Genomic DNA, 24,622 nt, shown 5'->3' with positions numbered 1-24,622 from the left:
TGACAGCATCTCTGGCATGAACTTGCAGAGCCGCGACCAGTCATTAATGCAGTCATCAACGCGGAGCTGGCGTATCGAAACCTTTGATTTTCTCCTGCAATGGGAGCGCTACATAACCGAGCCCGCATTGCGCACGCTGCTGGCAGCAGCCTTCGTGGTGGTGCCGCTGAGCGTGTTCAGCCGGGTGCTGACGGCGGTGATGCTACGGCTTGGCCGCGGTTTTCTTCTCACCAAGGCCGTCTCCGAACAGCTGGAAAAACCCATTCGGGTATTGCTGCCGCTGCTCGGCCTGCAAGCCGTGCTGACGGCGGCCAGCGACGAACTGGCGCTGATCAGCCTCGCCCGGCGCCTCGCCGCGCTGGTCATGATTGCCTGCTTCACCTGGCTGGCTATGCGGCTGATACGCGGGCTTGAGCAGGCGGTGCGGTTGAGAAACCCCGTCGACGTCAGCGACAACCTGCGCGCACGGCAGATCCAGACCCAGTCGCGGGTGCTATTGCGGACACTGAGCTTCTTCATCGTCTTGATCGGTGCCGCGGGAATGCTCATGACCTTTCCGGGCGCTCGCCAGTTCGGCGCTAGCCTGCTTGCATCGGCGGGTCTCGCGGGCCTGGCCGTTGGCTTCGCCGCTCGCCCAGTGCTGGCCAACCTGATCGCGGGGATTCAGATTGCGATCACCCAGCCGATTCGCCTGGATGACGTGGTGATCGTTGAAAACGAGTGGGGGCGAATCGAGGAGATTACCGGCACCTACGTAGTGGTGCGGATCTGGGATGACCGGCGGCTGGTGGTGCCGCTGCAATACTTCATCGAAAAGCCCTTCCAGAACTGGACGCGGCGCAATTCAAGCATCATCGGCTCGATATTTCTCTGGGTCGATTATTCGCTGCCGTTGGAACCCGTGCGCGAGGAACTGCGGCGGCTGTGCCAGGAGGTGCCGGAGCTGTGGGACGGGCGCGTGATCGTGCTGCAGGTCACCGACAGCAGTGAAAAGTCGATACAGGTCCGGGTGCTGGTCAGTTCACCGGACTCATCGCGCAATTGGGACCTGCGCTGTCACCTGCGGGAGGCCTTGATCAAATTCATCCAGCGCGAATATCCCGGCTCCCTGCCGCAGCTGCGAGCGGACCTCAACGTGGGCCGGAAGCCAAGCGTCGACCACTCAGTTTCCGACCATGTCGAGCCCGAACGTCAGCCGCCGGTGTGACCGCAGTGGACATGCACCGGCTGTGCTGCAATACCGGGCATTAGGCGACGAACTGGTCGTGTGTCGGTGCGTGAAGGCGGTCGATGTCGAGTCATTCATGCTCCCGCAGTTTACGCAGCAGCTGCGCGTATTTGCTCGGCAACTGCTCTAGCCCGTAGCGAGCCGCCTGCTTACGAATCGACACACGATCACCTTCGAACTGAACGGTTTCGCTGATGCTCACTTGGCGCTCCCCTTGCATCAGCGCATAGGCGTAACACTGCGTGCCGCCGGCATCCTCTTCGTTGTCGTCGGCCACGCCAGTGTTTGCAATGGCCATGTCGGCGACGCTGGCGTTCAGCGCGCCGATGGCCATTTCGGTGGCGACCTCTTCGCTGGTAAGGCCAAAGGTTTCGATGGTTTCGAAGCTGACATGCAGCAGACGGTTCTTCGCCTTCGGCGAATAGACGACAAATCCGCTGTCGAGCGCCTTGCCACAACCTGGGATGTCGCCTAACAGGGAGGCCATCAGGCCACAAGTGCAGGATTCCGCAGTGGTCAACGTCATCTGTTTGTCACGAAGAAACCGCACGATTTCAGCAAGGTCTTGCATGGTATTGGCTCCGGCTTTCAGCTTGGAAAAATCTAGCGTCAGTCAGATTTCCGAGGCGATAATCGGAGGCAAAGTTCCGACCCTCCGCACTCGGTGTACAGGCAAGAACTATTTCGCAGCGACCGGGTCTTTTTTCAAGGTAGGGCCAGCGCAGCTCTACGCCGCTCCTCGCGCGGCTCCAGTACAGAAAATCAGCTTTGCCGTGCTCATGGCTTGCAGCGCTCCGAGTGGTGCTGCGTGGAAGAAACGTGCTTAAAGCAGGCCTGCTAGAGACGCTGGCCGCTTGGGGAGAGGTAAACTTATGAGTATTGCAGCTGCGGACACCCGCCCCGTCCGCTTGAACATTGCACAACGCCTGGCGCCGCCGGCTGAACGTCCCTTGCTGCAATTGCGCAGCACCCAGGACGACAAGAAAAAGATCCTTTTTGTGACATCCGAATTGACCGACCTGGTCAAGACCGGCGGCCTGGCCGATGTGTCCGCAGCCCTGCCCCGGGCCCTCGGTGATCGGCATGACGTGCGCGTGCTCATTCCCGGCTACACACAAGTGATGCAGTGCGGCGAGCCGATTCGTATCGTTGGCAGCGTGACGCCCCGCGCTGATCTGCCGCCGAGCCGAATCGGCCGCCTGGACATGCCGGATGGCCTGATCATCTACGTGGTGGTCTGCCCGGACCTCTACGAGCGCGACGGCCTGCCTTATGGCGATGAGCATGGCCAGGATTGGCCGGACAATCCGCTGCGCTTTGCCCGCCTGTGCATGGCTGCAACCGATATTGCCGATGGCACGGCAGGTATCCGCTGGACACCTGATCTGGTCCATGCCCATGACTGGCCGACTGGGCTCACACCCGCCTACATGCATTGGCGCGGCCTGACCACGCCAAGCGTATTCACCATCCACAACCTGGCGTACCAGGGCAACATCGACATGAGCCTGCGCCGCTCCCTGGCAATCCCCCTGGAAGGCTGCGGTCCCGAGCGCATGGAGTTCTACGGCTCGCTGTCGCTACTCAAGGCCGGAATCGCCTATGCGAATCAGGTCACCACTGTCAGTGCGACTTACGCCCGGGAAATCACCACGCCGGAATTCGGTTGCGGCATGGAGGGTTTTCTCAGCATGAAGGCACGCCAGGGCCTGCTCACCGGCTTGCTCAACGGCATCGAAGAAAGCTGGGAGCCGCGCAGCTGTTCTCATCTGGTCAGCCCGCTCGGCCCGAATGACTGGTCGGGCAAACAAGCCAACGCAGCGCATGTTCGCAAGCTGTTCGCGCTGGATGAAGGAAACGGTCCGCTGTTCTGCGTGGTTTCACGCCTGGTGCATCAAAAAGGCATCGACCTGACCATCGAGGTTGCCACCGCCATTGTCGAGCACGGTGGCCAGCTGGCGATCCTGGGCCGTGGCGATCCGCATATCGAAGACCAAGTGCGGCGCCTTGTCGAGCGCTTTCCAGGCCGCGTCGGTGCGCGTATCGGCTTCAACGAAACCGACGCCCGTCGCCTGTTCGCCGGCAGTGACTTCCTGCTCATGCCATCGCGCTATGAGCCGTGCGGCCTGAGCCAGATGTACGCCCAGCGCTTTGCGTCCTTGCCGATAGCCCACCGCACCGGCGGCCTGGCGGACAGCATTGACGACGGCGTCACCGGGTTTCTGTTCAGCGAAGCCACCGTCGACAGCTATCGCGGCGCCGTCGAACGCGCCCTGGCGGTGCATCAGAATACCCAATTGCTCAATGCCATGCGCTGCCGTGCCATGAGCGGGGGATTTTTCTGGAGCCACGCGATCGAACCCTATGACCAGTTGTACCAGCGCCTGTTGGGCGGACGACGCGAGGTCAGTGCCACTATCTAATGAGGTTGATCAATGCAGAACAGGCCCTCGCGCAACGGGCAACACGGACCGGTGCTACTGGATGATTCCCATACCCGGTTCAGGCTCTGGGCACCAGACGCGCAAAGCGTCAGCCTGGTGGTAGTCGGCGGCGATACGCTGCCCATGCAGGAAGGCGCTGATGGCTGGTACAGCGTCGAGGCCGATGTCGGCGCCGGCACACAGTACAGTTTCCTGATCGACAATGAGCTCCAGGTGCCGGACCCTGCGTCGCGGGCACAATCGGTTGATGTGCACGCCCCGAGCGTGGTCGTCGATCCTGCTGCCTACCTGTGGCGCAACACGGATTGGCAAGGCCGCCCCTGGCACGAAACCGTGCTCTACGAGCTGCACGTTGGCAGCTATGGCGGCTATGCGCAGATCGAGCAACGTCTTCAGGCACTGGCTGATCTCGGCGTCACGGCCATCGAGTTGATGCCGCTCGCCGAATTTCCGGGTGACCGTAACTGGGGCTATGACGGCGTCCTGCTCTACGCGCCGGAGGCCTCCTACGGCACACCCGATGAGCTCAAGCACCTGATCGACACCGCCCATGGCCTGGGCCTGATGGTGTTCATCGACGTGGTCTACAATCACTTCGGCCCGGACGGCAACTATCTGCACCGTTACGCCACGCATTTCTTTCGCCACGACCAGCAGACGCCCTGGGGGGATGGAATCGATTTCCGCCGCCGCGAAGTGCGCGATTTCTTCATCGACAACGCGCTGATGTGGTTGATGGACTATCGCTTCGACGGGCTGCGCATGGACGCTGTCCACGCCATTCCCGACCGGACCTTCCTGCCTGAACTGGCTGAACGCGTGCGTGCGGAAGTCGAGCCTGGTCGCCATGTGCATCTGGTACTCGAGAACGAACACAACCTTGCCAGCCTGCTTGCGGATGACTTTACGGCCCAGTGGAACGACGACGGCCATAACGTCCTGCACACCCTGCTCACCGATGAGAGCCAGGGCTATTACGGCGACTACCATAGGGACTCGACCAACAAGCTGGTGCGCTTCCTTGGCGAAGGATTCATCTACCAGGGCCAGGAGAATCGCCGTGGCGAATCGCGTGGCGAACCGAGCGGCCACCTGCCCCCCACTTCGTTCGTCCTGTTTCTGCAGAACCACGACCAGACCGGTAACCGGGCATTCGGCGAGCGCCTGATCAACCTGGCGCCAGCGGATGCATTGAAGGCGGCGACTACCGTGCTGCTGCTCTCCCCCATGGTGCCGCTGCTGTTCATGGGCGAGGAATGGGGCGCACGCGAACCCTTCCTGTTCTTCACCAGCCACCACGGCGAGCTAGCCGATGCCGTACGCGAGGGGCGCCGTGGTGAGTTTGCGGAATTTGCCGAATTCGCCGACGAGCACACCCGCGAGCGCATTCCCGATCCAAATGCGCTGGAGACGTACGAGGCCTCCAAACCCGATTTCAGCAAGCGCGACGAGCCTGAACACGCCGAATGGCTGCGCTTGTATCGCCAGCTGCTCCAGCTTCGCCACGCCGAAATCGTGCCGCGCCTGGAAGGCTCGCGCTTCCTCGGCGCTGAAGCCTTGGGCGACGCCGCTGCGTTGGCGCGTTGGCAACTGGGCGACGGCAACGAACTGCGCCTGGAGCTCAATTTGAGCGCCAAGGACCTTGCCGTTACGCCGCCCGCTGCGAATACGCGCTTGCTGCACAGCAGCCGTGAAGGCGATTCAGGCGGCACTGACACGATACCTGCGCACACCGCCAGGATGTATTTGCTCGATTCTGCAGGAGTGTCTTAATGAGCGATGAACGACTGAACCGCCTGGCCGAGGCGGCTGGCCTGTCCATCGAATGGGTTGATGCAGACGGCAAGGACCAACGGGTCAAGCCGGCGGTCTTGCGTGCCGTGCTTGGCGGGCTGGGGCTACCGGCCGACAGCGATGATCAGATCGAACGCAGCCTGGACAAACTGGACGCTGGCGCAGGGGCCGCTAGCGTGCCACCGCTGCTGACATTCGACCTGGGCGCAGCGCTGGATCTCGGTCAATATTTTGAACCGTCCTCCCGTTACAGCCTGACGCTCGAAGACGGTAGCCAGCAGGACGGCACGTTGGACGCCCAGTCGCGCCTTGCCGCCATTGATGTACCCGGCTATCACCAGCTGAACATCGCCGACCAGCAGCTGACGCTCGCCGTTGCGCCAGTCGCCTGCCCAAGCGTCGAGGACGTGGCCGGCCCGGCCGCCTGGGGAGTCACGGTGCAGCTTTACGGGCTGCGGCGTCCGGGTGACGGCGGGCTCGGCGATACCCAGGCGCTCGAAGCGGTTGCACGCAACGCGGCGGCACATGGAGCCGACGCTTTGGGCATCAGCCCTGTGCATGCGATGTTCACAGGCAACAGCCAGCAATACAGCCCGTACTCACCGTCGAGCCGGCTGTTCTACAACATTCTGCACAGCGCACCTGGCAGCGTGCTGGGTGAAAAGCCGCTGCGCATGGCAATCGAGTCCTGCGGGCTTGCCGACGAGCTGCAGCGCCTCGAGTCGCTCGAACTGATCGATTGGGATGCCGCCTCGCAAGCCCGGCAGTGCCTGCTGCGCACGCTGTACGAGGATTTCTCCACAGGCGGCAACGCTCAGCAGGCAGACTTCGACAGCTTCCGCGAGACCGGTGGTGAGGCGCTGGAAAATCATTGCCGCTTCGAGGCGCTACATGCCGCCCTGCTCAGTCCCGAAGGTTATCCGCAACACTGGCGTGACTGGCCCGAGGAATACCGCACGCCCCAGAGCCCTGCCGTCGAACAGTTCGCGCAACGAAACGCCGCCGAGGTGAGCTATTACGCGTTCTGCCAATGGTTGATCGCCCGTGGACTTGAGCGGGCCCAGATTGCCGCACGCAGTGCCGGAATGAAGATCGGCCTGATCAGCGACCTGGCCGTCGGAGCCGACGGTGGCGGCAGTCAGGCCTGGAGCCGCCAGGACGAAGTGCTGGCAGCACTCAGCGTGGGTGCACCGCCAGACATCATCAATCGCCACGGGCAGAGCTGGGGAATCTCAGCGTTCTCCCCATGGGGCTTGAAGGCCCATGGTTACCGCGCGTTCATCGAAATGGTAAGGGCCAATCTGGCGCATGCCGGTGGCATCCGCATCGACCATGTGATGGGCCTGATGCGCCTGTGGGTGATGCCAGCGGGCGCCGGCCCTACCGAAGGCGCTTACCTCAACTACCCGTTCGATGACCTCCTACGGCTGCTCACGCTGGAAGCCTGGCGGCGCAACGCCGTAGTGCTCGGTGAAGACCTCGGCACCGTGCCCGAAGGGCTACGTGAAAAGTTAGCGGCGCGCAAGCTGCTGGGCATGCGTGTACTGTTCTTCGAACGCGATGACAACGGCACGTTCAAGCCGCTCGAAGAATGGCCCGCCAGTGCAATCGCTACGTCCACCACGCATGACCTGCCCACCATTGAAGGTTGGTGGAAGGCCCACGATATCGACTGGCGTATCCGCGTCGGCCAGCACCGTGAAGACGAGCGCCCGGCGCAGCTGGAGGAGCGCGAGCGCGAGCGCGCCGGGCTGCTGCGGCTGTTGCGCGAGTATGCGCCGAGCGTCAAGGGCGACCTCACCGATCCCGACGTCCTGGCCGACGCCTGCGCGGTGTGCCTCGGACGCTCGCCGGCCCCCTTGGTGCTGTTCCCGGTTGAGGACGCCCTGGGCCTGCTCGAACAGCCGAACATGCCGGGTATTGTCGACACCCATCCCAACTGGCGCCGCCGCTATCCCGGTGACAGCGCCACCATGCTTGACGACCCCGCCTGCTCCCGCCGCCTGGAGCTCCTCTCCAGTGCGCGCGAGCAGGCTATTGGAACTAAACATCGATGAGAGACCTTAGCGCCACGTTGCGACTGCAGTTCCATCGTGACTTCACCCTCGACGATGCTACCGCACTGGTCGATTACTTCGCTGACCTGGGCATCAGTCATCTGTACGCGTCGCCCCTGTTGACGGCCCGCCCCGGCTCGATGCACGGCTACGATGTCATCGACCCTACCCGGATCAATCCGGAACTGGGCGGCGAGCCCGCACTACGGCGCCTGGTCGACGCCCTGCGGGCCAAAGGGATGGGCCTGATACTGGATATCGTGTCCAACCACATGGCGGTGGGTGGCTCGGGCAATCCCTGGTGGCTCGACGTGCTCGAATGGGGCCGCCGTAGCCCCTATGCGCAGTTCTTCGACATTCAGTGGAACTCGCCTGATCCGCTGCTCGAAGGCCAACTGTTGGTTCCTTTCCTTGGCAGTGACTACGGCGAAGCCTTGCAGCAAGGCAAGATCCCCCTGAAGCTGGACATCGATAATGGTGCGTTCTATGCCGAGCACTACGAGCACCGCTTCCCGATTTCGCCTCCGACCTACGGCGAAATCCTGCGCCTGACCGACCAACCGGAATTGCGCACCCTGGCGCAGCATTTCGACGCGTTGAAGACCGAGCCCGCGCCGTACCAAACCGCCCGCCAGTTGCGCGCGGATCTGGCGCGACTGCTGGAAGACAGCGCCACGCGGCAGACACTCGAAAGTGCGCTCCGGCACTACGACTCGACCACCGAAGAAGGATTCAAACGGCTTCACGGGCTGCTCGAACGGCAGCATTATCGTCTCGCCAGCTGGCGCACCGCAGGCGACGACATAAACTGGCGCCGCTTCTTCGACATCAACGAGCTGGGTGGCCTGCGTGTGGAGAGACCGGTGGTGTTCGAGGAAACCCACGCGAAGATTTTCGAGCTGATCAGCGAAGGATTGGTCGACGGGCTGCGCATCGACCACATCGACGGTTTGGCCAATCCGCGCGGTTACTGCCGCCGTCTGCGGCGCCGTGTCGATAGGCTCAATGCCGCACGTCCCGAAGGCGCCGAACAGGATCATGTGCCGATCTACGTCGAGAAGATTCTCGCCGAAGGTGAGCGCCTGCATGATGACTGGGGTGTCGATGGCACCACCGGCTATGAATTCATGAATCAGGTATCCTTGCTGCAGCACGATCCAGCTGGCAAATCCGTGCTCTGCTCGCTGTGGAGCGAAACCGCCGACCGCCCCGCGGATTTCATGGAGGAGGTCCGCCAGGCTCGGCAACTGGTGCTCACCGGGCCGCTGGCCGGCGACTTCGAAACCGTCGCCCAGGCACTGCTACAGGTTGCGCGGCATGACGTGATGACCCGCGACATTACCCTGGGCGCTATCCGCCGCGCGTTGCTCGAGCTGATTGTTCACTTTCCCGTCTATCGCACCTACATTTCCGCGCGCGGCCGGCGCGAGGCTGACGAGCCTTTCTTCCAACAGGCGTTGGCCGGAGCCCGGACCACACTGGGCGAGGCCGATTGGCCGCTGCTCGATCATCTTGACCGCTGGTTGGGCGGCGAAGACCTTCGCTCGTTGCCGCCGGGACCTGCACGGCGCATCCGCCGACATGCCTGCACCCGGTTCCAGCAACTGACCTCGCCGGCTGCCGCCAAGGCCGTGGAAGACACCGCCTGCTACCGCTCCGGCGCGCTGCTGTCACGCAACGACGTCGGCTTCGATCCGCAGACCTTCAGCGCGTCTGTCGACACCTTTCATGCCGAGTGCCTGGCGCGTGCCGAACATTTCCCTCGAAACCTGCTGACCACGGCCACCCACGACCACAAACGCGGCGAAGACACCCGTGCTCGGATGACCGTGATCAGCGAGCGTGCCGAATGGTTCGCCAGCAAAGTGCGCCACTGGCGCCAGCTCGCCTATGGCCAGCGTCAGGAACTGCCCGATGGGACGGCGCCTTCTGCTGGCGATGAAATGTTGCTGTTTCAGGTGTTGCTCGGCTGCTGGCCGCTGGCTCTGAACACCGACGACAAGCCGGCCATGGAGACCTTCTGTGAGCGGATGATCCAATGGCAGGAAAAGGCCGTACGCGAGGCCAAGTTGCGCAGCACCTGGACCGATCCAAACAGTGACTACGAAGGCGCGTGCCAGCATTACCTGCGAGCGCTGCTTCTGGGCGACGAGTGCAAAACGCTGCGGGACGACATCGCGGCGGCTGCCCATGAGCTGGCACCTGCCGGCGCGTTGAACAGCCTTACTCAGACGCTCCTGCGGATGACCACTCCAGGCGTGCCCGATCTCTATCAAGGTGCGGATTACTGGGATTTCAGTCTGGTCGACCCCGACAACCGCCGCCCGGTCGATTTCGATACCCGTCGCGCCACCTTCCGGCCGGATGCCCAACCGACCGAACTGATGGAGAACTGGCAGGACGGGCGCATCAAGCAATGGCTGATCGGGCGCACGCTCAAGCTGCGTCGGGTCCAACCTCAGTTATTCACCGCGGGCCGCTACCTGCCGTTGCAGGTCGAGGGTGAGCACGCCGAGAGCCTCATCGCCTTTGCCCGTGAGCTCGATGGCAGTTGGTTGATTGTGGTAGCAGCGCGTCTGGCCAGCGGCCTGCTCGGCGACAGCACGACACCCAGTATCCCGGCCGAGCGCTGGGGCGACACCCATGTTCGATTGCCCGATACGCTGAGCGGTCATGCGCTGGAGCGACTTTTTGACGGAATGGCAGTCACAGCCAAACAAGAAAGGTTGAGCGTGACTGAAGTTTTGCAGCATCTTCCTTTTGCGCTTTTACAGCTAACAAACAGTTCAACAGGAGAATCCGAACGATGACTAAACAAGAGCAGCGCATTCGCGAACTGGCGTATGGCATCTGGGTATCGGAAGGCCGTCCGCACGGTGAAGATACACGCCATTGGGAGATGGCACGCAAGCTGGCCGAGGCGGAAAACGATACGTCCGATACCAAGCCGGCAAGAACCCCCAGGGCAGTCACCAAACCAACGGATGCAACGCCTGCTGAAAAATCAGCCAAGCCGGCCAAAGCAGCCAAGTCTGCAAAGGACATCAAGGAACCGACAGACGCCAAGCCAGCCAAGCCAGCGGTCGCCCCAACCAAGGGAACTGCACGCGCAAAAGCCAAGGCGGGTACCGACGCAGCCGAAGGCACACCGGAAGGCGTGAAGAAGACTCGCGCGCCCCGAGCCAAAAAAGAAAGCTGAACAACGCCGCGCCACGAAACCTAACCAGCCCTCGAAGAGGGTTGGCAGACTGAGACGACTCTTCACCTTGCACAGCACCTACCTAGCGTTGCCATCGGAGATTTCATGAGTAGAAACAAACCTGCGGCGCCTCAAATTCTGGTGCCTTCACGTATTCGCGAAGGACAGCCCTTCCCGCTGGGCGCCACCTGGGACGGATTAGGGGTTAATTTCGCGATCTTTTCCGCGAATGCCACAAAGGTTGAGCTGTGTCTGTTCGATAGTGATGGTAAAACCGAACTCGAGCGAATCGAGCTGCCCGAATACACCGATGAGATCTGGCACGGCTACCTGCCTGATGCTCATCCGGGGCAGATCTATGGCTACCGGGTGCATGGGCCTTACGAGCCGGATGCCGGCCACCGATTCAACCCGAACAAACTGCTGATCGACCCCTATGCCAAGCAGCTGGTCGGTGGGCTGAAATGGTCCGAGGCGCTCTTTGGCTACACCATCGGCCACGCCGATGCTGACCTGAGCTACGACGAGCGCGACAGCGCGCCCTTCGTACCGAAGTCCAAGATCATCGACCCGGCGTTCACCTGGGGTCATGACCGACCGGTTCAGGTGGCCTGGGACCGCACGATCATTTATGAAACCCACGTGCGCGGTTTCACCATGCAGCACCCTTCAGTAGCCGAAGACATGCGCGGGACATTCGGCGGCTTCAAGACGCCGGACGTCATTGATTACATCCGCAAGCTCGGCGTCTCTTCGGTGGAGTTCCTGCCCATCCATGCATTTGTCCAGGACCAACACTTGCTCGAAAAGGGCATGACCAACTACTGGGGCTATAACAGCATCGCCTTCTTCGCGCCTCATCCGAAGTACCTGGCAAGCGGTAAGATCAGCGAATTCAAGGAAATGGTCGCGCACCTGCATAACGCTGATCTGGAGGTCATCCTCGACGTGGTCTACAACCACACCGCGGAGGGCAACGAGTTGGGTCCCACCCTGTCCATGCGCGGCATCGACAACGCCTCTTACTACCGCCTGATACCCGATGAGAAGCGCTATTACATCAACGATTCCGGCACTGGCAATACCCTGGACATGAGCCACCCGTGCGTGGTGCAGATGGTTACCGACTCACTGCGCTACTGGGCCGAGGAAATGCATGTCGACGGCTTCCGCTTCGATCTGGCCACCATCCTGGGTCGGGAACATGACGGCTTTGACGAGCGCCACGGCTTCCTCGTGGCGTGCCGCCAGGACCCGGTCCTCACCAAGACCAAACTCATCGCAGAGCCTTGGGACTGCGGCCCTGGTGGCTATCAGGTGGGCGGCTTCCCGCCGGGTTGGGCCGAATGGAATGACCAGTATCGCGACACCGTTCGGGCCTTCTGGAAAGGTGATGCTGATCAGTTGCCGGACTTCGCCGCGCGCCTGACGGGGTCGGGCGATCTGTTCAACCAGCGGGGCCGTCGTCCATTCAGCTCGGTGAATTTCATTACTGCACATGATGGCTTCACCCTGAACGACCTGGTGTCGTACAACGACAAACACAACGAAGCCAACGATGAAGACAACCGCGATGGCAGCGACAACAACATTTCCTGGAACCACGGCGTAGAAGGTCCGACTGACGACCCCGAGATCCGCGAACTGCGCTTCCGTCAGATGCGCAACTTCTTTGCAACGCTGCTGTTCTCCCAGGGCACCCCGATGATCGTCGCGGGCGACGAGTTCGCTCGCACCCAACATGGCAACAACAACGCCTATTGCCAGGACAGCGAAATCGGCTGGGTCAACTGGGATATCCCGGAAGAAGGCCGGACACTGCAATCCTTCGTCCGGAAACTGATCCGCCTGCGTCAACGCTACCCGATGCTGCGCCGTGGACGCTTTCTGGTCGGTGCCTACAACGAAGAACTGGGCGTCAAGGACGTGAGCTGGATTGCACCTCACGCAGAAGAAATGACAGTCGAGCACTGGGAGGATGGCAACAACCGCTGCATGGGCATGCTGCTGGACGGCCGTGCCCAGCCTACCGGCATCCGCAGGACCGGTTCGGACGCGACCCTGCTGATGATCGTCAACGCCCATCATGACGTGGTGAACTTCACCCTGCCGGAAGTACCGCAAGGCATCTACTGGAATCGCCTGATTGACACCAACAACCCCAACGCGCGCGCCGAGCGATTCGATTTCAATAATGAATACACACTGACCGGCCGTTCGCTGCTGTTGTTCGAGCTGATCAAAGAAGAAGAGTGAAGCTAAAGCGCTTGCCTTTGATCCGAGTCGAAGCAGCTGAAAAAGCCCCGGGTAACGGGGCTTTTTCCTATCTGCAGCGCACTGTTGAATTAATCCCTCAACCGTTCGTTTGATCTCGACGTGCGGTATTGAACCCCGCAATGCAACCCAAGTCCCAACCCACAGCGCGGCGTTCATGAACTCAACGGATTTGTTCCTGCCAGCCGCGGGCAGAGTGTCCCTTCCGTGACGGATCACTTTTTATGCAACTCACTCGGCTGATCTCTTTCGTCCTTCTAATCTTGTGCTCGCTCGCCACCCTGCCCTCGCTTGCCGGCGGGACCATCAGCAACGCGACGCTCCCCGCCGCCACGCCCGGCACTGTGAGGCTGTACGTCAACCGGATCGGGTCGGGCAAAGCGATGGATGTGCGCAACGATACGGACGTTCCCGTCGAAGTCGTGCTGCGCCTGACGCGCATGGTCAATGTCACCGGCGTTGGCAAGGGCGTGGTTCGCAAGACGGTCCCCGCACGGACCCGCATGCGCATTGCCACGCTTCGCAAACGCCAAGCCAGCTATCCACTGATGTACCAGCACTCGTTCAGCTATTCGTTGATCTACTCACCGGAGCCGGGCAAGAAGGGTTCTGTTGGCGGTTATGCCTATGCCCTGCCTTGGAAAGGCGGTCCGTTCTCCATTTCCCAGGGCGCTGGCGGGGACTACAGCCATACCTCGCCCAAGGGCCGCTACGCCGTCGATATAGCCATGCCGGAAGGCACGCCAATCGTTGCGGCGCGCGCGGGAACGGTATTGAAAGCGAGCGATGGACAGCACGGGCGGATGCCCAACCCGGCGGGCAACTACGTGCGCATCCTGCACGACGACGGTACGCATGGCGCGTATCTGCACCTGAAGCGCGGTTCGGTAAAGGTCAAGCCAGGGCAACAGGTGAAGGTCGGCAGCCTGCTTGGCCAGTCCGGCAATACAGGGCGCAGCACGGGTCCGCACCTGCATTTTGTCGTGCAAAAAGCCTATGGCGACTCGATGTTGTCGATCCCCTTCCGTTTCGCGCAGCCGGTCAGCACGCTGCCGAATGTCGCCAGTAACGATTGATCGCTGCGGCGCGTCAGCGTTGCCAGGCAAAACCGGAGGTCTCGCCGGCCGACATGCGCTGCAGATGATCGGCCACTGCGGTTTCCATTCGCCGCCAACTGCTCTTCGTCCTGAATCTGCAATGTTACCGTCAGGCTGTTGTCTCCGGCCGTCAGCCAGCATTGGGTGGCGCCCAACACGACATGCCCCTGATGATCATCGAAATCCGTCTCGAACTTATGGCCTCAGTGTTTGCAGAGACGGGCCGATCAGGCAACTCGGTTCGGATGTCTGGATTTGTACGGTGGAGCTGAGCATGAGGGATTCTTTCTAAATGGATTGATGAGTCAGCCAAACCGATAGGCTGACAGCGTCGTATGCATGACGCGGTCGGTGAATATCCTGCGCCCGGCACTGTTGCCCGCAGCGCCGGCCGCCACCATCAGCGGTAATAGATGTTCTTCGCCGCGCGGCGGATGACACAGCCGCGCCGAAGGCGCCTGCTCCCAGTACTGGAGCAATGCCTCACGACGCGCGGCCGGCGCCCTGACGGCGTCGCTCAACCATTGATCGAAGGTATCCGAAATCGGCGCAAAACGCGGATCGCCATAGCCGCGCATGTTGTGGAAACTCATGCCGCTGCCCGCGATCAGCACGCCGTCGTCGCGCAACGGAGCGATGGCGCGACCGATGGCAAGATGGGTTGCAGCATCTAGATCGCACTGCAGCGACAACTGCACCACCGGCACGTCGGCCTCTGCAAACATCAGTTTCAACGGAATGAAGGTGCCATGGTCGAACCCGCGCAGACCATCTTCGCCCGCCGGAATGCCAGCTTGGCCGAGCAACTCGACCAGACGTGCAGCCAACGGCGGATCGCCTGGCGCCGGGTAGTCTAACGCGTAGGTGTGCGCCGGAAAGCCGTTGTAGTCGTAGATGAGTTCAGGCCGTGCGTTTGCGGTAACCATGACCCTGGGCTCCATCCAATGCCCGGATATCAGTACGATCGCGCGAGGGCGCCGTGGCAACGTTGCGGCGACAGACCTCAGGAAGGCAGCCATTGCATCCCAGGCATCGATCGGGTTCCATTCCATGAAGAAGCACGGACCGGCACCGTGCGGCACGAATAGTGTTGGCATCCGAGCCGGTGGCGTCCTGTTGGGGTGTTCGTACATGGCATCGTGATCCTGAGCGGTCGGACGCACAGTATGGATTACACGCGTTTTGGACTGAACAAGACAATCCACGTCAACAATGTCAACTGGGCGTAGGAGCTGCAATGCTCGACCGAATCAACGGAATGCGTATGCTTGCCCGTGCGGCCAATGCCGGCAGCCGCTGCGCCGGCTGCGCGTCATCTGGGGCTGATGCCGGCCATGGCAACCAAGCATGTTGATGCGTTGTGAAGCACGCCTTGGGGTCAAGCTGGTCCACCGCAGCACCCGAAGTAAGCCTGACTGCCGCAGGGGCGCGATGCACCAAAAAAAACCGATGCCAGACTCAGGCATCGGTTTTTTCTGAAAAGCTTAGAAGGAGCCCAGAGACTAAACGGGGCACCTGCCAGCTAGCGAAACAAGATACGAATTAACGTACCTGCGCTTCGACTTCGGCTTCTACACGACGGTTGATCTGACGACCTTCCTCGGTGCTATTGTCAGCAACCGGGCGGGATTCACCGTAACCGACCGAATCGACACGCTGGCTCTCAACGCCGTACTGGTTGACCAGCACCTCGCGGACAGCCTGAGCACGACGCTCGGACAGACGCTGGTTATATTGATCGGTGCCCACCGAGTCGGTGTGACCTTCGACGACGGTGTTGGTCTGAGGGTACTGCTGCATGAAATCAGCCAGATTCTTGATGTCGCTGTAGCTTTCTTCGCGAACGAGGGCCTTGTCAAAATCAAACTTGACGTCCAGCTCGACGCGAACGAGCTCTGGCTCTGGCTCTGGCTCGTTGTCGACCATTGGCGCTGGTGCTGGCGCAGGGGTCGGCTCGACCTGTGCTACCTGCTGCTGCGCACCACCACCGAAGTTCAGACCGACACCTACGCCAGCCATCCACTCAGCTTCGTCCGCATCGATGTTGTACATGCCGTCGACACTCGCCTTGGCGAAGAAGTGTTCGGTGAAGTAATACTTCACGCCAGTACCGACGTTGGCGAAGGTGCTTTGATCACGACCGCCACGGGCAGCTTGACCTATGCTTTGGTGAGCGGCACCTGCCGATACGTAAGGACGCAAACCAACACCCGGCTGGCCGAAGTGATACGTGGCGTCCAGAGAAGTCAGGCTACCCTTGATATTCTTGTGTCCGCCTGCGCCGATCGGGTCTTCGGACGTCAGGTCGTGGTATTCGCCATACGACAGACCAAGCGAAACGTCATCAGTCAGGAAGTAGCTGGCGCCAGCTCCGTACAGTTCGCCGTCACGCTGAACATCGCGCGAGCTATCAGTGAAGTAATGTTTACCGAATGCTTCCACCTCTACGGCACCCTGGCCCTGGGCGAGCGCGCTAATAGAGGTGGCGGCAACCAAAGAGCCAATTACAACGCCCAACGTATTTTTAAGCTTCATCCGTAAATCCCCGTCTGGTGGTGAGTATCAGAAAACAATCCAAGGAAACCGGCTAACTGTGAGCCCAAGCTGTTCGCTAACGTTCGCTAACGATAGGACAGCTTAATGCCGTTAAGTTTCAGCGATTCCCGAAAATTTTTCGCGTAGTTTATCTAGCGCTCGCTTGTAACGCATCTTTGTTGCGCTTAGCCCCATGTGCATGATGCCGGAAATTTCCTGAAATTCCAACTCTGCTACAAAGCGCAGAACGAGAATTTCCCGGTCGATCTGATTCACATGGACCAGCCACTTGTCTAGCTCAGGCCTTTGTTCAACGTTCTGCGCCTTTTCCTCGAACGCTTCTTCCGCAGGATCAAGGCTCAACGCATCAAGTAAGCGGCGCTTGCGGCGCTCTTTCCGGTATTGGGTGATACACTCATTGTAGGTGATGCTATATAGCCACGTTTTGAACTGCGAGTTACCTTTAAAGTTCTTTAAACCGTATAAGACCTTGAGCATCACTTCTTGGCAAACGTCATCAGCGTCTCGGTCGTTTCCCAGATAACGCGCGCATACGTTGAAGAGTGTACGCTGATAACGGCGCATCAGCTCTTCATAGGCTCTCGTTACATGAAACAGCTCCGCATTGGCGCGCTGCACCAGCTCCTCATCGGAGAGATGGCGGGGGTCGTAGCTCATGGTTGGCGGATGGGTTTTAGTCAAGGCGCTTCGAACCGGCAATAAGCGTGGCGGCCGTTTCGCGGTAACCCGCAGAAGAGGCGGCGCACTTTAACAGAATACCGGGCCTAACGGCTGCCTACGCGCTGCTCTAGCAGCACTCTATTTGCGACCGAGATCAGCTCGCCTTCATCGGTAAGCAGCAAGGTTTTCACGGTCCCAATCTCTTCGATCGAACCCTCCAGCCCTTCGATGCGCACCCGCTGGCCAACCTCATAAAGTTCACGAACGTAAATGCCGGCGAGAATCTGACTCACCAACTCTCGGCTACCGAGACCGAAAGCCAACGCAACCGCCAGCCCGACAGAGATCAGTGCAATTGCGATGACGTAGTTGAGCAGCTCGGTCTTAACCTCCAGCTGGCCGATTGCGACGGAGATGATGATGATGATCACCAACCCCTGCGCGATGCGTCCAAGCCCGGCGGAATATTCAAGACCAACGCTTTCAGCAGCGCCTCGCACCAAGCCATTGACCAGCTGCGCCAAGAATATGCCAACCAACAGAATCAGCCCCGCCCCGAATACCTTGGGTACGTATAGCGCGAGCATATCGAGCGTCGCCGAAACGCGAGCGAGTCCCAGGGATTCCGCAGCCGACACTAGAAAGATCAGCAATACGAACCAATATACGATCTTGCCGATCAAAACCGAGATTGGCATGCGAATACCGGCACGCCCAAGTAACGTGGTCGCCCCGGTACCGGCAACCAATCGGTCCAGACCCAGCTTTGCCAGGACCTTCGACAACAAAGTGTCCAGTAGTTTGGCGACGACAAAACCAACGGCTACCAGCAAGAGCGCCCCGAACAAACGAGGAATGAAGGCAGCGATAGGTTGCCAAAGGGCGCTCATAGCACCCAGCAAGCTCTGGCTCCAGGGATCGAGTTCCATGATCAGTCGACCTTATCGAAAGTAGTACGGGAACCGGAATGGCGTCGAGTCACAGCCGAGGTGTGCGGTGCGCCGGCACTAAACGCGATCAGCACAGCCTTCAGCCAGTGCCCCATCAGGCCAAACAGGTCGCCAGCGCCTACCTGCCGGTTGGCCGTTTTCAGTACACGATCCAGGCGGGCATCGTCATAACGCTCCGACTGCGTATTGAGCATGTCCCGCAGGGATTCTTCAAAAGGATCGCGCATGTTTACCTCGCTGACAGTCTGATCTAGCTTAGCTAGACAGCCGATAGACAGACGGAAAGCGCTAGTACATGAGAAGGAGATGATCAAAACCCGGCTTTTTTTAGGCTGAGCCGGGTATTATGCCGATTATCGTGAAGGACACAAGATTCGTCACATGGCATACATGGCATGACCACCGTAGAAATACGCTCCCAGACCGCGTTCCGGATTCCAGGCGCGCCGCCGACCGGATCTATCGGCTCGAACGGGGGCAACCGGTGGCGGTCGAGATCGGCGACAACAACCTTGCATATCAACCCGCCTGAACCGATCCGACGACGGCGTAGGCATAGATGCCTTGCGCCGTCGTTTTGCTGTTGACCGTCACATTGAGCTCGCCTTTCCGTCAGGTGTTCAATTGCTCTGTCCGGGCAAACTCGGTCGGCAACAGCAGTTGCAGATAGCGCTTGGCGCTGCGCTCCAGGCTGAACTCAGCACCCCGCCAGCGCAGCGTCTCCGCCGGTAGCGGCGCATCGAGCGTACGCGCCATGGCTGCGGTCAGCGCCTCGATATCATCTACCGGAACCAACTCGCCAAAGCGCCCGCCTTGCAAGATTTCCGTCGGACCGCTGGGGCAGTCCGTGCTCACCACAGGGCAGCCGCAGGCCAGCGCCTCGATCAAGACATTGCCTAGCCCTTCGTAATCGGACGAGAGCACGAACAGCGCCGCCCGGGAAAAGGCCGCATAGGGGTTGTCCACGAAGCCGGGCAGTGCCACGTCGCCGTCTACTCCCAGCGTATGGGTCAGCGTTTCAAGCCGGGGCCGCTCGGGCCCTTCGCCCAGGATTATCAACCGCACCGCACGCTGTTCACGCAGCCGGGCGAAGGCGTTCAGCAGCAACGTAAAGTTCTTCTGTGGCACCAGTCGCCCGGCAGCAACAATGACCGCCGATCCACCATCCTCCAGCCACGGATGCGGTGTCGGCGCGGCGGCACGGACCGCCAACCCCGGCGTGACCACTGGATTGTAGACGGTATCGATGGCGCCGCGCGGCAGCCCGGCGGTAATCGCCAGATCATCGGCGACACCATCGGAAACCGCAGTGATCGCATCGGCCCGTGGGTAGGTGCGTGCGATCAGCGGCGCAATATGACGCCAGCGCCACTTGCGGCTGAGCATGATGGACCGAGAAAGCTGAGTATGCTCGCTGATGACGACACGGGTGGGCGCGCCGCTCAAGCGCCGAGCCCACAGCGCCAGCAGATTGGTGGGCGTCTTGGCGGCGAGCAGCGCCGCCGGGCGCACGCTGGCCAGATAACGAGCCAGATCGGCCAGATAGGGCTGGACGGGCGCCGGATGCCGCGTCAGCAGCACCGGGCGCGCCAATGCAGTGAGGCCGGCGGGGTCTATGCGAACGAGCTCCAGCCGTGTGACTAGATCGCTCCGTGGCTGGAGCGTCACGATGTTGACGCCTGCCGGTATCGCCGATAGATAAGGGCCTTCGGCACGACACAGCACCAGATCCACCGGATGGCCGGCAGCGCAAAACGCTTCAGCCAGATGAAGTATCGAACGGCCTACGCCACCGGCAGCAAGCGAAGGCAATAGCAGGGCAATCCTGGGGAGTTGTTGTGTCACGCAAAAACCGGGCTCATGGTCGAATCGGCGCCAACGCTGTTTTTTGATTTGCCGTAATGTAGCATGCCAACAAACCGCTTTAGGCGCGCTTAATGAAGGGGATTTTCCGTTGACAAGCAATGCTTCGTGTCTCAACGAGGAGACCTTGACCATCGCCGCCCGACCGATTCGAGTTGAGCGCGCCGATACCTCGCATCAGCCCCACTGCGTGATACTGCCGGCGTTGACATCCGATCCGTCGCCGCGCCCCCCTGTACGCATCTTCCTAGGCACCGAAAAGGCTCAGATACGGGCCCAGCGCATATTCTTCTACTCGGTCGAACGCGTCCGCAATCCTGATCGTGAGTATCGCATCTACCTGATGAAGGACATCGCCGGCTTCGATCAGGCGAAATGGCGCACCGGCTTCACCAACTATCGCTTTGCGATTCCCGACTTTGCCGGCCGTGAGGGTCGCGCCATCTACAACGATGTCGATCAAATCTACTTTACCGATCCCGCCGAACTGTTCGATCTGCCCATGGCCGACCATGGCTATCTCGCCATTTCTGCCAAGGACACCTCGGTCATGGTGATGGATTGCGCCCGCATGGCGCCATGGTGGAACCTCGAGCAGGCCAGACATGCCGACAAGAAGGCGCTGACCAACACGCCGGCGGAACAGCCCGGCCTATGGGGTAAACTCGACGGTCGCTGGAACGCACGTGACGAAGAGTATGAGCATGGCCGGACTCATGTGCTGCACTACACCGCGCTGCACCAGCAGCCCTGGCAGCCGACGCCGCGGGCCTATTCCTACCATCCCAACGTGCTGGGCGATCTGTGGCATCGCCTGGAGCAGGAAGCGGACGCTCAGAATTACGGGCCCTTTTCCCGCCAGACGCCGAGCCCGTGGTTCGACCAGGCGCTGCGCGCACTCGAAACCCGTCCTGACGCCGATGAAGCGTTGAGCAGCAGCCCCCGGGCCGCGACGCTGGCGAGCGAATGCAACGCCACTTCGCTGCTGTGGTGCCGGCCCGCTCGGCAGGCCGCGTCGCCCTCGCCGCTGAACATCGAGGCCAGCCAGACCTGGGATCCCGAACGTGACGCCGCGGAAGATACTTCCTTCGACTGCGTCGCGGTGACGGGCGTGCTCGAACACCTTCCCGCCGAGGACGTGCCCTGGTTCATGGCGGAACTGGCTCGGCGCACCCGCCATTTGCTTTATGCAGGCGTTCAGCTTCCCGATCCCCGGCGCGTCGATGACCTGCCGTTCTACCGCACCCACTGGTGGCGCGAGCAGCTGCGGCGCATCAGCCGCGCTCGTCCCGACCTTGTCTGGCATCTCGATATTCAACGTGACGGGAGCCAGCAGCGCGAGTGCGTCCAATCCGGGCTGACCGGCGCGCGCGGAGGGCATGGCCGGGTGCCACGGGTATGGCTGCTGCTGGGCCGGCACCAAGGCGATAATGCCCAGCTACAGCTGCTCGCGCGGCGTCTGGGCTGGCCGAGCGAGGAGAAATGGCTGAGCTATAAGCCGGCCATGCCGAAACCTGCACTCTTCGACAAGCCCTCGCTTGCCAACGTCGATCAGGCTCATTCCGATCGTCTCGAGCCGCCCTGGCCGGACCTGATCTTGAGCACCGGTCGGCGCAGCGTCCATGCCGCACGCTGGATCAAGCAACAGTCGGGAGGCCATACGCAGTTGATCTTTCTTGGCCGGCCGCGCGCGCCGCTGGACTGGTTTGACCTGATCATTACCACGCCCCAATATGGCCTGCCGGCACGGGATAATATCGTGCACAATATTCTACCGCTCAATGAGCCCGATACGGCAGCGCTCGATCAGGCCGCCACCCACTGGCGAGACCGTTTTGCCGAGCTGCCCCGGCCGCACATCGGTGTGCTGGTTGGTGGCCCCACCTCGACGCAGCATTTCGACCAGGCCACGGCCCGCAAGATGGCCGAGGCCGCCTCTCGTCTGGCCAAGGCCCGCGGAGGTTCTCTGCTGATTGCCACCAGTCCACGTACTGCGCCTGATGTGGCGGATGCCTTCTTTACCGCCGTCGATACCCCCAGCTATCGCTATGCCTGGCACAGTGACAGCGGCGCCGACAACCCCTACCCCGCCTACCTGGCACTCTGCGATGAATTCATCGTTTCCGGTGACAGTGTCTCGATGCAGGCCGAAGCCATCCGTACCGGACGGCCGGTGTATGTCTTTCCGCTCGAAATGCCGGCGAAGTCATGGCACCGCTTGGGATACCGACTCGAGGCTTTCATGCATGGGCGGACGCGCGAGACCGGCACTCGCGGCATCCATCGTCAGCAGGACTGGAAGGGCCGGCTCTATGACCGCGCCTTCTGCCTGGGCCTGGTACCTGCACCGCGCAATACCAGGCGTCTCCAGAACGTACTCACCATGCGTCATCTGCTCGAGGATGTTCGCGATGTGCCAAAAAGCACCGGCCCACTTCGCCCGCGCATTGATATCACGGACGAGATCAGCGCTACGGTAGAAAGCATTCAGGCACGCGCCGGTGAGCATTACTGGCGCGAACGGGCCGGCCAGCGCCAAGGGTGACAGTGATGCTGCGATGGCCCGGCAATGATCGAATGCTCATCCATGCTACCGTAATCGCTACCGAACCAGAGAACTGATGAGTATGCCTGCGACCCCACGGGTGACGGTCTTTATCCCGGTGCATAACCGCCAACGCTACATCATTACCGCCGTCGACAGCATACTGGCGCAGACCTTCAGCGATTTCGAACTGCTGGTCATCGATGATGGCTCAACCGATGCCACCCTCGACGCGCTGGCGCGCTACGGCGACCCGCGGCTGCGAGTTGAAAGCAACCCGCGCAATCTGGGCATTCCGGCAACCCGCAACCGCGGTCTGGAGCTGGCGCGCGGCGAATACATCGCCCTGCTCGACAGCGATGACATCTCCCGGCCGAACCGCCTGGCGCGCCAGGTGGAGATCCTGGACCGCCATCCGCAGCTGGCGCAAATCGGCAGCGCCTGCGATTTCATGGATGCCGATGGCCGGCCAATCGACCGGGTCCGCCGTCAGCCGCTGAGGGCGGATGATGTGGCTGCCAGCCTGGCATTCTTCTGTGCATTGACTAATCGTACGATCATGGCGCGTACCGCTATTCTGCGCGAGCATCGCTACCGCGAGGACTTTCCGCGCTGTCAGGATTATGAATTGCATCAGCGCCTGTCCCGCACTCAGCGCATGGCCAATCTCGGAGAGATACTTGTCTGTGGCCGGGAACACGATGGGCGCTTCACCAAGCAGACCGATGCACTGGGGCGCGACCGTAAACGCGAAATCTGTCGCCGTGCGCTGGGTGAGATCGGCCTATCACCGAGCGAAGAAGACCTTGATCGCCATTATGCGCTGGCGCGACCCAAGAAGCTCGGCGCCGCGCTGAATGCGGAGTATCTCGACTGGGCCCAACAGTGGCTGGTCCAGCTCGACGCCGCCAATCGGCGTAGCCAGCGCTATGTGCCCGAGGCGCTGACACGGGTCATGACCGAACGCTGGGTAGAGCTATGCTGGTTCGCGCGTCGCCAACTCGGCCCCAGCGCGGGCCTGTGGCTGATGCGCTCACCGCTGGCCCGACGCGTGCCTGCCGACCTGCTGCGTCGCCTGTATGCCCCAGCCGGTCGCGTGCTGACATCATGAGCGTGGCCATTATCATCTGATTGTCGCGACAGAATGCAGAGCCTGTTCACGAGCGCCCCTTGAGGGGAAGGAGCCTGTAATGCGCTATCTCGATTTCGAGGCGCTGGAGCGTATGAATGCCAAGGCGTTCCAGCATCAGCATCCCTACCCCTGGGCCAATCCGGCGGGTCTGCTGACCGCTGAGGGCTATGCGGCACTGCGCGAAAGCCTGCCCGCAGCCGATCATTTCGAAAAAGTGTTTGGCAAGGCGCGCCGTTACGGCCAGCAGCCCCATGACCGGCTGGCACTGGAATATTCGCCGGCACTTGAACTCTCGCCACATTGGCAGGCCTTTATGGCGGAGCTGCAAGGTCCGCACTACCAGCAGTTCATGACCCGCATGCTCGGTACGCGCGCCTTCAAGCTGCGCTTTCATTGGCACTACACGCCGGCAAGCTGCTCGGTTTCGCCGCACTGCGACGCTCGCGAGAAGCTGGGCTCGCATATCTTCTACTTCAATACCGAAGACGACTGGCAGCCAGAATGGGGCGGGCAGACCGTGGTGCTCGATGACGGGGGACGCTTTGACAGTAAAAGTGCGCCGGCATTCGAGGATTTCGACAGCGCTACCGAGTCCCATGCGATGGGCAACCATAGCCTGCTGTTCACCCGGCGCGGCAACTCCTGGCACGGCGTTCGTGAGATCAGCTGCCCACCGGGACGTTACCGCAAGGTCTTCATCGTGGTCATCAACGAACGGCGCCCACTCAAGCAGCTTTCCAAGACATTCAAGCGCTTGTTCAAGCCGGTAGCCTGATTGCGCGGCACGTCAGTGCCGCGCAATCATCGCCCTCATGGGGGCGGC

Annotated in this window: 19 protein-coding genes; 11 read left to right on the top strand and 8 right to left on the bottom strand. The window is 61.1% G+C overall.

Annotated elements, in window-relative coordinates; all coding sequences use genetic code 11:
• Positions 1-94 precede the first annotated feature (94 nt).
• Complete coding sequence (locus NA637_RS01700; RefSeq protein ID WP_256070711.1) at positions 95-1,207, top strand: mechanosensitive ion channel family protein; 1,113 nt, start codon at positions 95-97, stop codon at positions 1,205-1,207.
• A gap of 91 nt (positions 1,208-1,298) precedes the next feature.
• Here NA637_RS01700 and NA637_RS01695 read toward each other — a convergent pair whose 3' ends face one another.
• The gene (locus NA637_RS01695) at positions 1,299-1,799 is read right to left on the bottom strand and encodes a CinA family protein (RefSeq protein WP_256070703.1); all 501 of its coding nucleotides are present in this window, start codon (positions 1,797-1,799) and stop codon (positions 1,299-1,301) included.
• A gap of 301 nt (positions 1,800-2,100) precedes the next feature.
• Between NA637_RS01695 and glgA the strand changes: the two genes are divergently transcribed.
• The 7 genes from glgA to NA637_RS01660 all read left to right on the top strand — a co-directional run bounded on the left by glgA (position 2,101) and on the right by NA637_RS01660 (position 14,072).
• On the top strand, positions 2,101-3,651 hold the full coding sequence (gene glgA, locus NA637_RS01690) for a glycogen synthase GlgA (protein ID WP_256070701.1): 1,551 nt from the start codon (positions 2,101-2,103) through the stop codon (positions 3,649-3,651).
• A 12-nt stretch (positions 3,652-3,663) separates the two neighbouring features.
• Positions 3,664-5,445: a malto-oligosyltrehalose trehalohydrolase gene (gene treZ, locus NA637_RS01685; RefSeq protein ID WP_256070700.1), complete on the top strand. Its 1,782-nt coding sequence runs from the start codon at positions 3,664-3,666 to the stop codon at positions 5,443-5,445.
• Positions 5,445-7,523 (top strand): 4-alpha-glucanotransferase, encoded by a 2,079-nt coding sequence (gene malQ, locus NA637_RS01680; protein WP_256070699.1) that lies wholly within the window; start codon positions 5,445-5,447, stop codon positions 7,521-7,523. The genes treZ and malQ overlap by 1 nt, the downstream gene beginning before the upstream one ends.
• Positions 7,520-10,333 (top strand): malto-oligosyltrehalose synthase, encoded by a 2,814-nt coding sequence (locus NA637_RS01675; RefSeq protein WP_256070698.1) that lies wholly within the window; start codon positions 7,520-7,522, stop codon positions 10,331-10,333. Before malQ ends, NA637_RS01675 begins: the two co-directional genes overlap by 4 nt.
• Positions 10,330-10,722 (top strand): DUF2934 domain-containing protein, encoded by a 393-nt coding sequence (locus tag NA637_RS01670; RefSeq protein ID WP_256070697.1) that lies wholly within the window; start codon positions 10,330-10,332, stop codon positions 10,720-10,722. Before NA637_RS01675 ends, NA637_RS01670 begins: the two co-directional genes overlap by 4 nt.
• Positions 10,723-10,827: 105 nt before the next feature.
• Positions 10,828-12,978 carry a glycogen debranching protein GlgX gene (gene glgX, locus NA637_RS01665; RefSeq protein WP_256070696.1) on the top strand — a complete coding sequence of 717 codons (2,151 nt, stop codon included), beginning with the start codon at positions 10,828-10,830 and terminating at the stop codon, positions 12,976-12,978.
• Positions 12,979-13,220: 242 nt separating this feature from the next.
• Positions 13,221-14,072, top strand: coding sequence for a M23 family metallopeptidase (locus NA637_RS01660; protein ID WP_256070694.1), 852 nt, complete (start codon positions 13,221-13,223; stop codon positions 14,070-14,072).
• On the opposite strand, the gene NA637_RS25470 is transcribed toward NA637_RS01660, so the two are convergent.
• The 7 genes from NA637_RS25470 to NA637_RS01630 all read right to left on the bottom strand — a co-directional run bounded on the left by NA637_RS25470 (position 13,991) and on the right by NA637_RS01630 (position 20,104).
• Positions 13,991-14,251 (bottom strand): hypothetical protein, encoded by a 261-nt coding sequence (locus NA637_RS25470; protein WP_336605489.1) that lies wholly within the window; start codon positions 14,249-14,251, stop codon positions 13,991-13,993. The genes NA637_RS01660 and NA637_RS25470 overlap by 82 nt on opposite strands.
• A 147-nt stretch (positions 14,252-14,398) precedes the next feature.
• Positions 14,399-15,226, bottom strand: a complete 828-nt coding sequence (locus tag NA637_RS01655) for a DODA-type extradiol aromatic ring-opening family dioxygenase (protein WP_256070693.1) — start codon at positions 15,224-15,226, stop codon at positions 14,399-14,401.
• Positions 15,227-15,635: 409 nt separating this feature from the next.
• Positions 15,636-16,628 carry an OmpA family protein gene (locus NA637_RS01650; protein ID WP_256070692.1) on the bottom strand — a complete coding sequence of 331 codons (993 nt, stop codon included), beginning with the start codon at positions 16,626-16,628 and terminating at the stop codon, positions 15,636-15,638.
• Positions 16,629-16,739: 111 nt separating this feature from the next.
• A complete protein-coding gene (sigX, locus tag NA637_RS01645; RefSeq protein WP_423836694.1) occupies positions 16,740-17,306 on the bottom strand; it encodes an RNA polymerase sigma factor SigX in 567 nt (188 codons plus the stop codon).
• 107 nt (positions 17,307-17,413) lie between these two features.
• Positions 17,414-18,238, bottom strand: a complete 825-nt coding sequence (locus tag NA637_RS01640; RefSeq protein ID WP_256070690.1) for a mechanosensitive ion channel family protein — start codon at positions 18,236-18,238, stop codon at positions 17,414-17,416.
• Positions 18,239-18,240: 2 nt separating this feature from the next.
• On the bottom strand, positions 18,241-18,486 hold the full coding sequence (locus NA637_RS01635; RefSeq protein WP_256070689.1) for a CrfX protein: 246 nt from the start codon (positions 18,484-18,486) through the stop codon (positions 18,241-18,243).
• Positions 18,487-18,871: 385 nt separating this feature from the next.
• Complete coding sequence (locus NA637_RS01630) at positions 18,872-20,104, bottom strand: glycosyltransferase (RefSeq protein WP_256070688.1); 1,233 nt, start codon at positions 20,102-20,104, stop codon at positions 18,872-18,874.
• A 145-nt stretch (positions 20,105-20,249) separates the two neighbouring features.
• On the opposite strand from NA637_RS01630, the gene NA637_RS01625 reads away from it, so the two are divergent.
• The 3 genes from NA637_RS01625 to NA637_RS01615 all read left to right on the top strand — a co-directional run bounded on the left by NA637_RS01625 (position 20,250) and on the right by NA637_RS01615 (position 24,574).
• Positions 20,250-22,667: an ELM1/GtrOC1 family putative glycosyltransferase gene (locus NA637_RS01625; protein ID WP_256070687.1), complete on the top strand. Its 2,418-nt coding sequence runs from the start codon at positions 20,250-20,252 to the stop codon at positions 22,665-22,667.
• A gap of 76 nt (positions 22,668-22,743) precedes the next feature.
• Positions 22,744-23,778, top strand: a complete 1,035-nt coding sequence (locus NA637_RS01620) for a glycosyltransferase family 2 protein (RefSeq protein ID WP_256070686.1) — start codon at positions 22,744-22,746, stop codon at positions 23,776-23,778.
• A 79-nt stretch (positions 23,779-23,857) separates the two neighbouring features.
• Complete coding sequence (locus NA637_RS01615) at positions 23,858-24,574, top strand: hypothetical protein (protein ID WP_256070685.1); 717 nt, start codon at positions 23,858-23,860, stop codon at positions 24,572-24,574.
• The last annotated feature ends 48 nt before the right edge of the window (positions 24,575-24,622 follow it).

Origin of the sequence: Stutzerimonas stutzeri (assembly GCF_024448935.1) — a bacterium.
Lineage (GTDB): Bacteria > Pseudomonadota > Gammaproteobacteria > Pseudomonadales > Pseudomonadaceae > Stutzerimonas > Stutzerimonas stutzeri_AO.
This window is presented reverse-complemented; position numbering and strand designations above follow the sequence as displayed.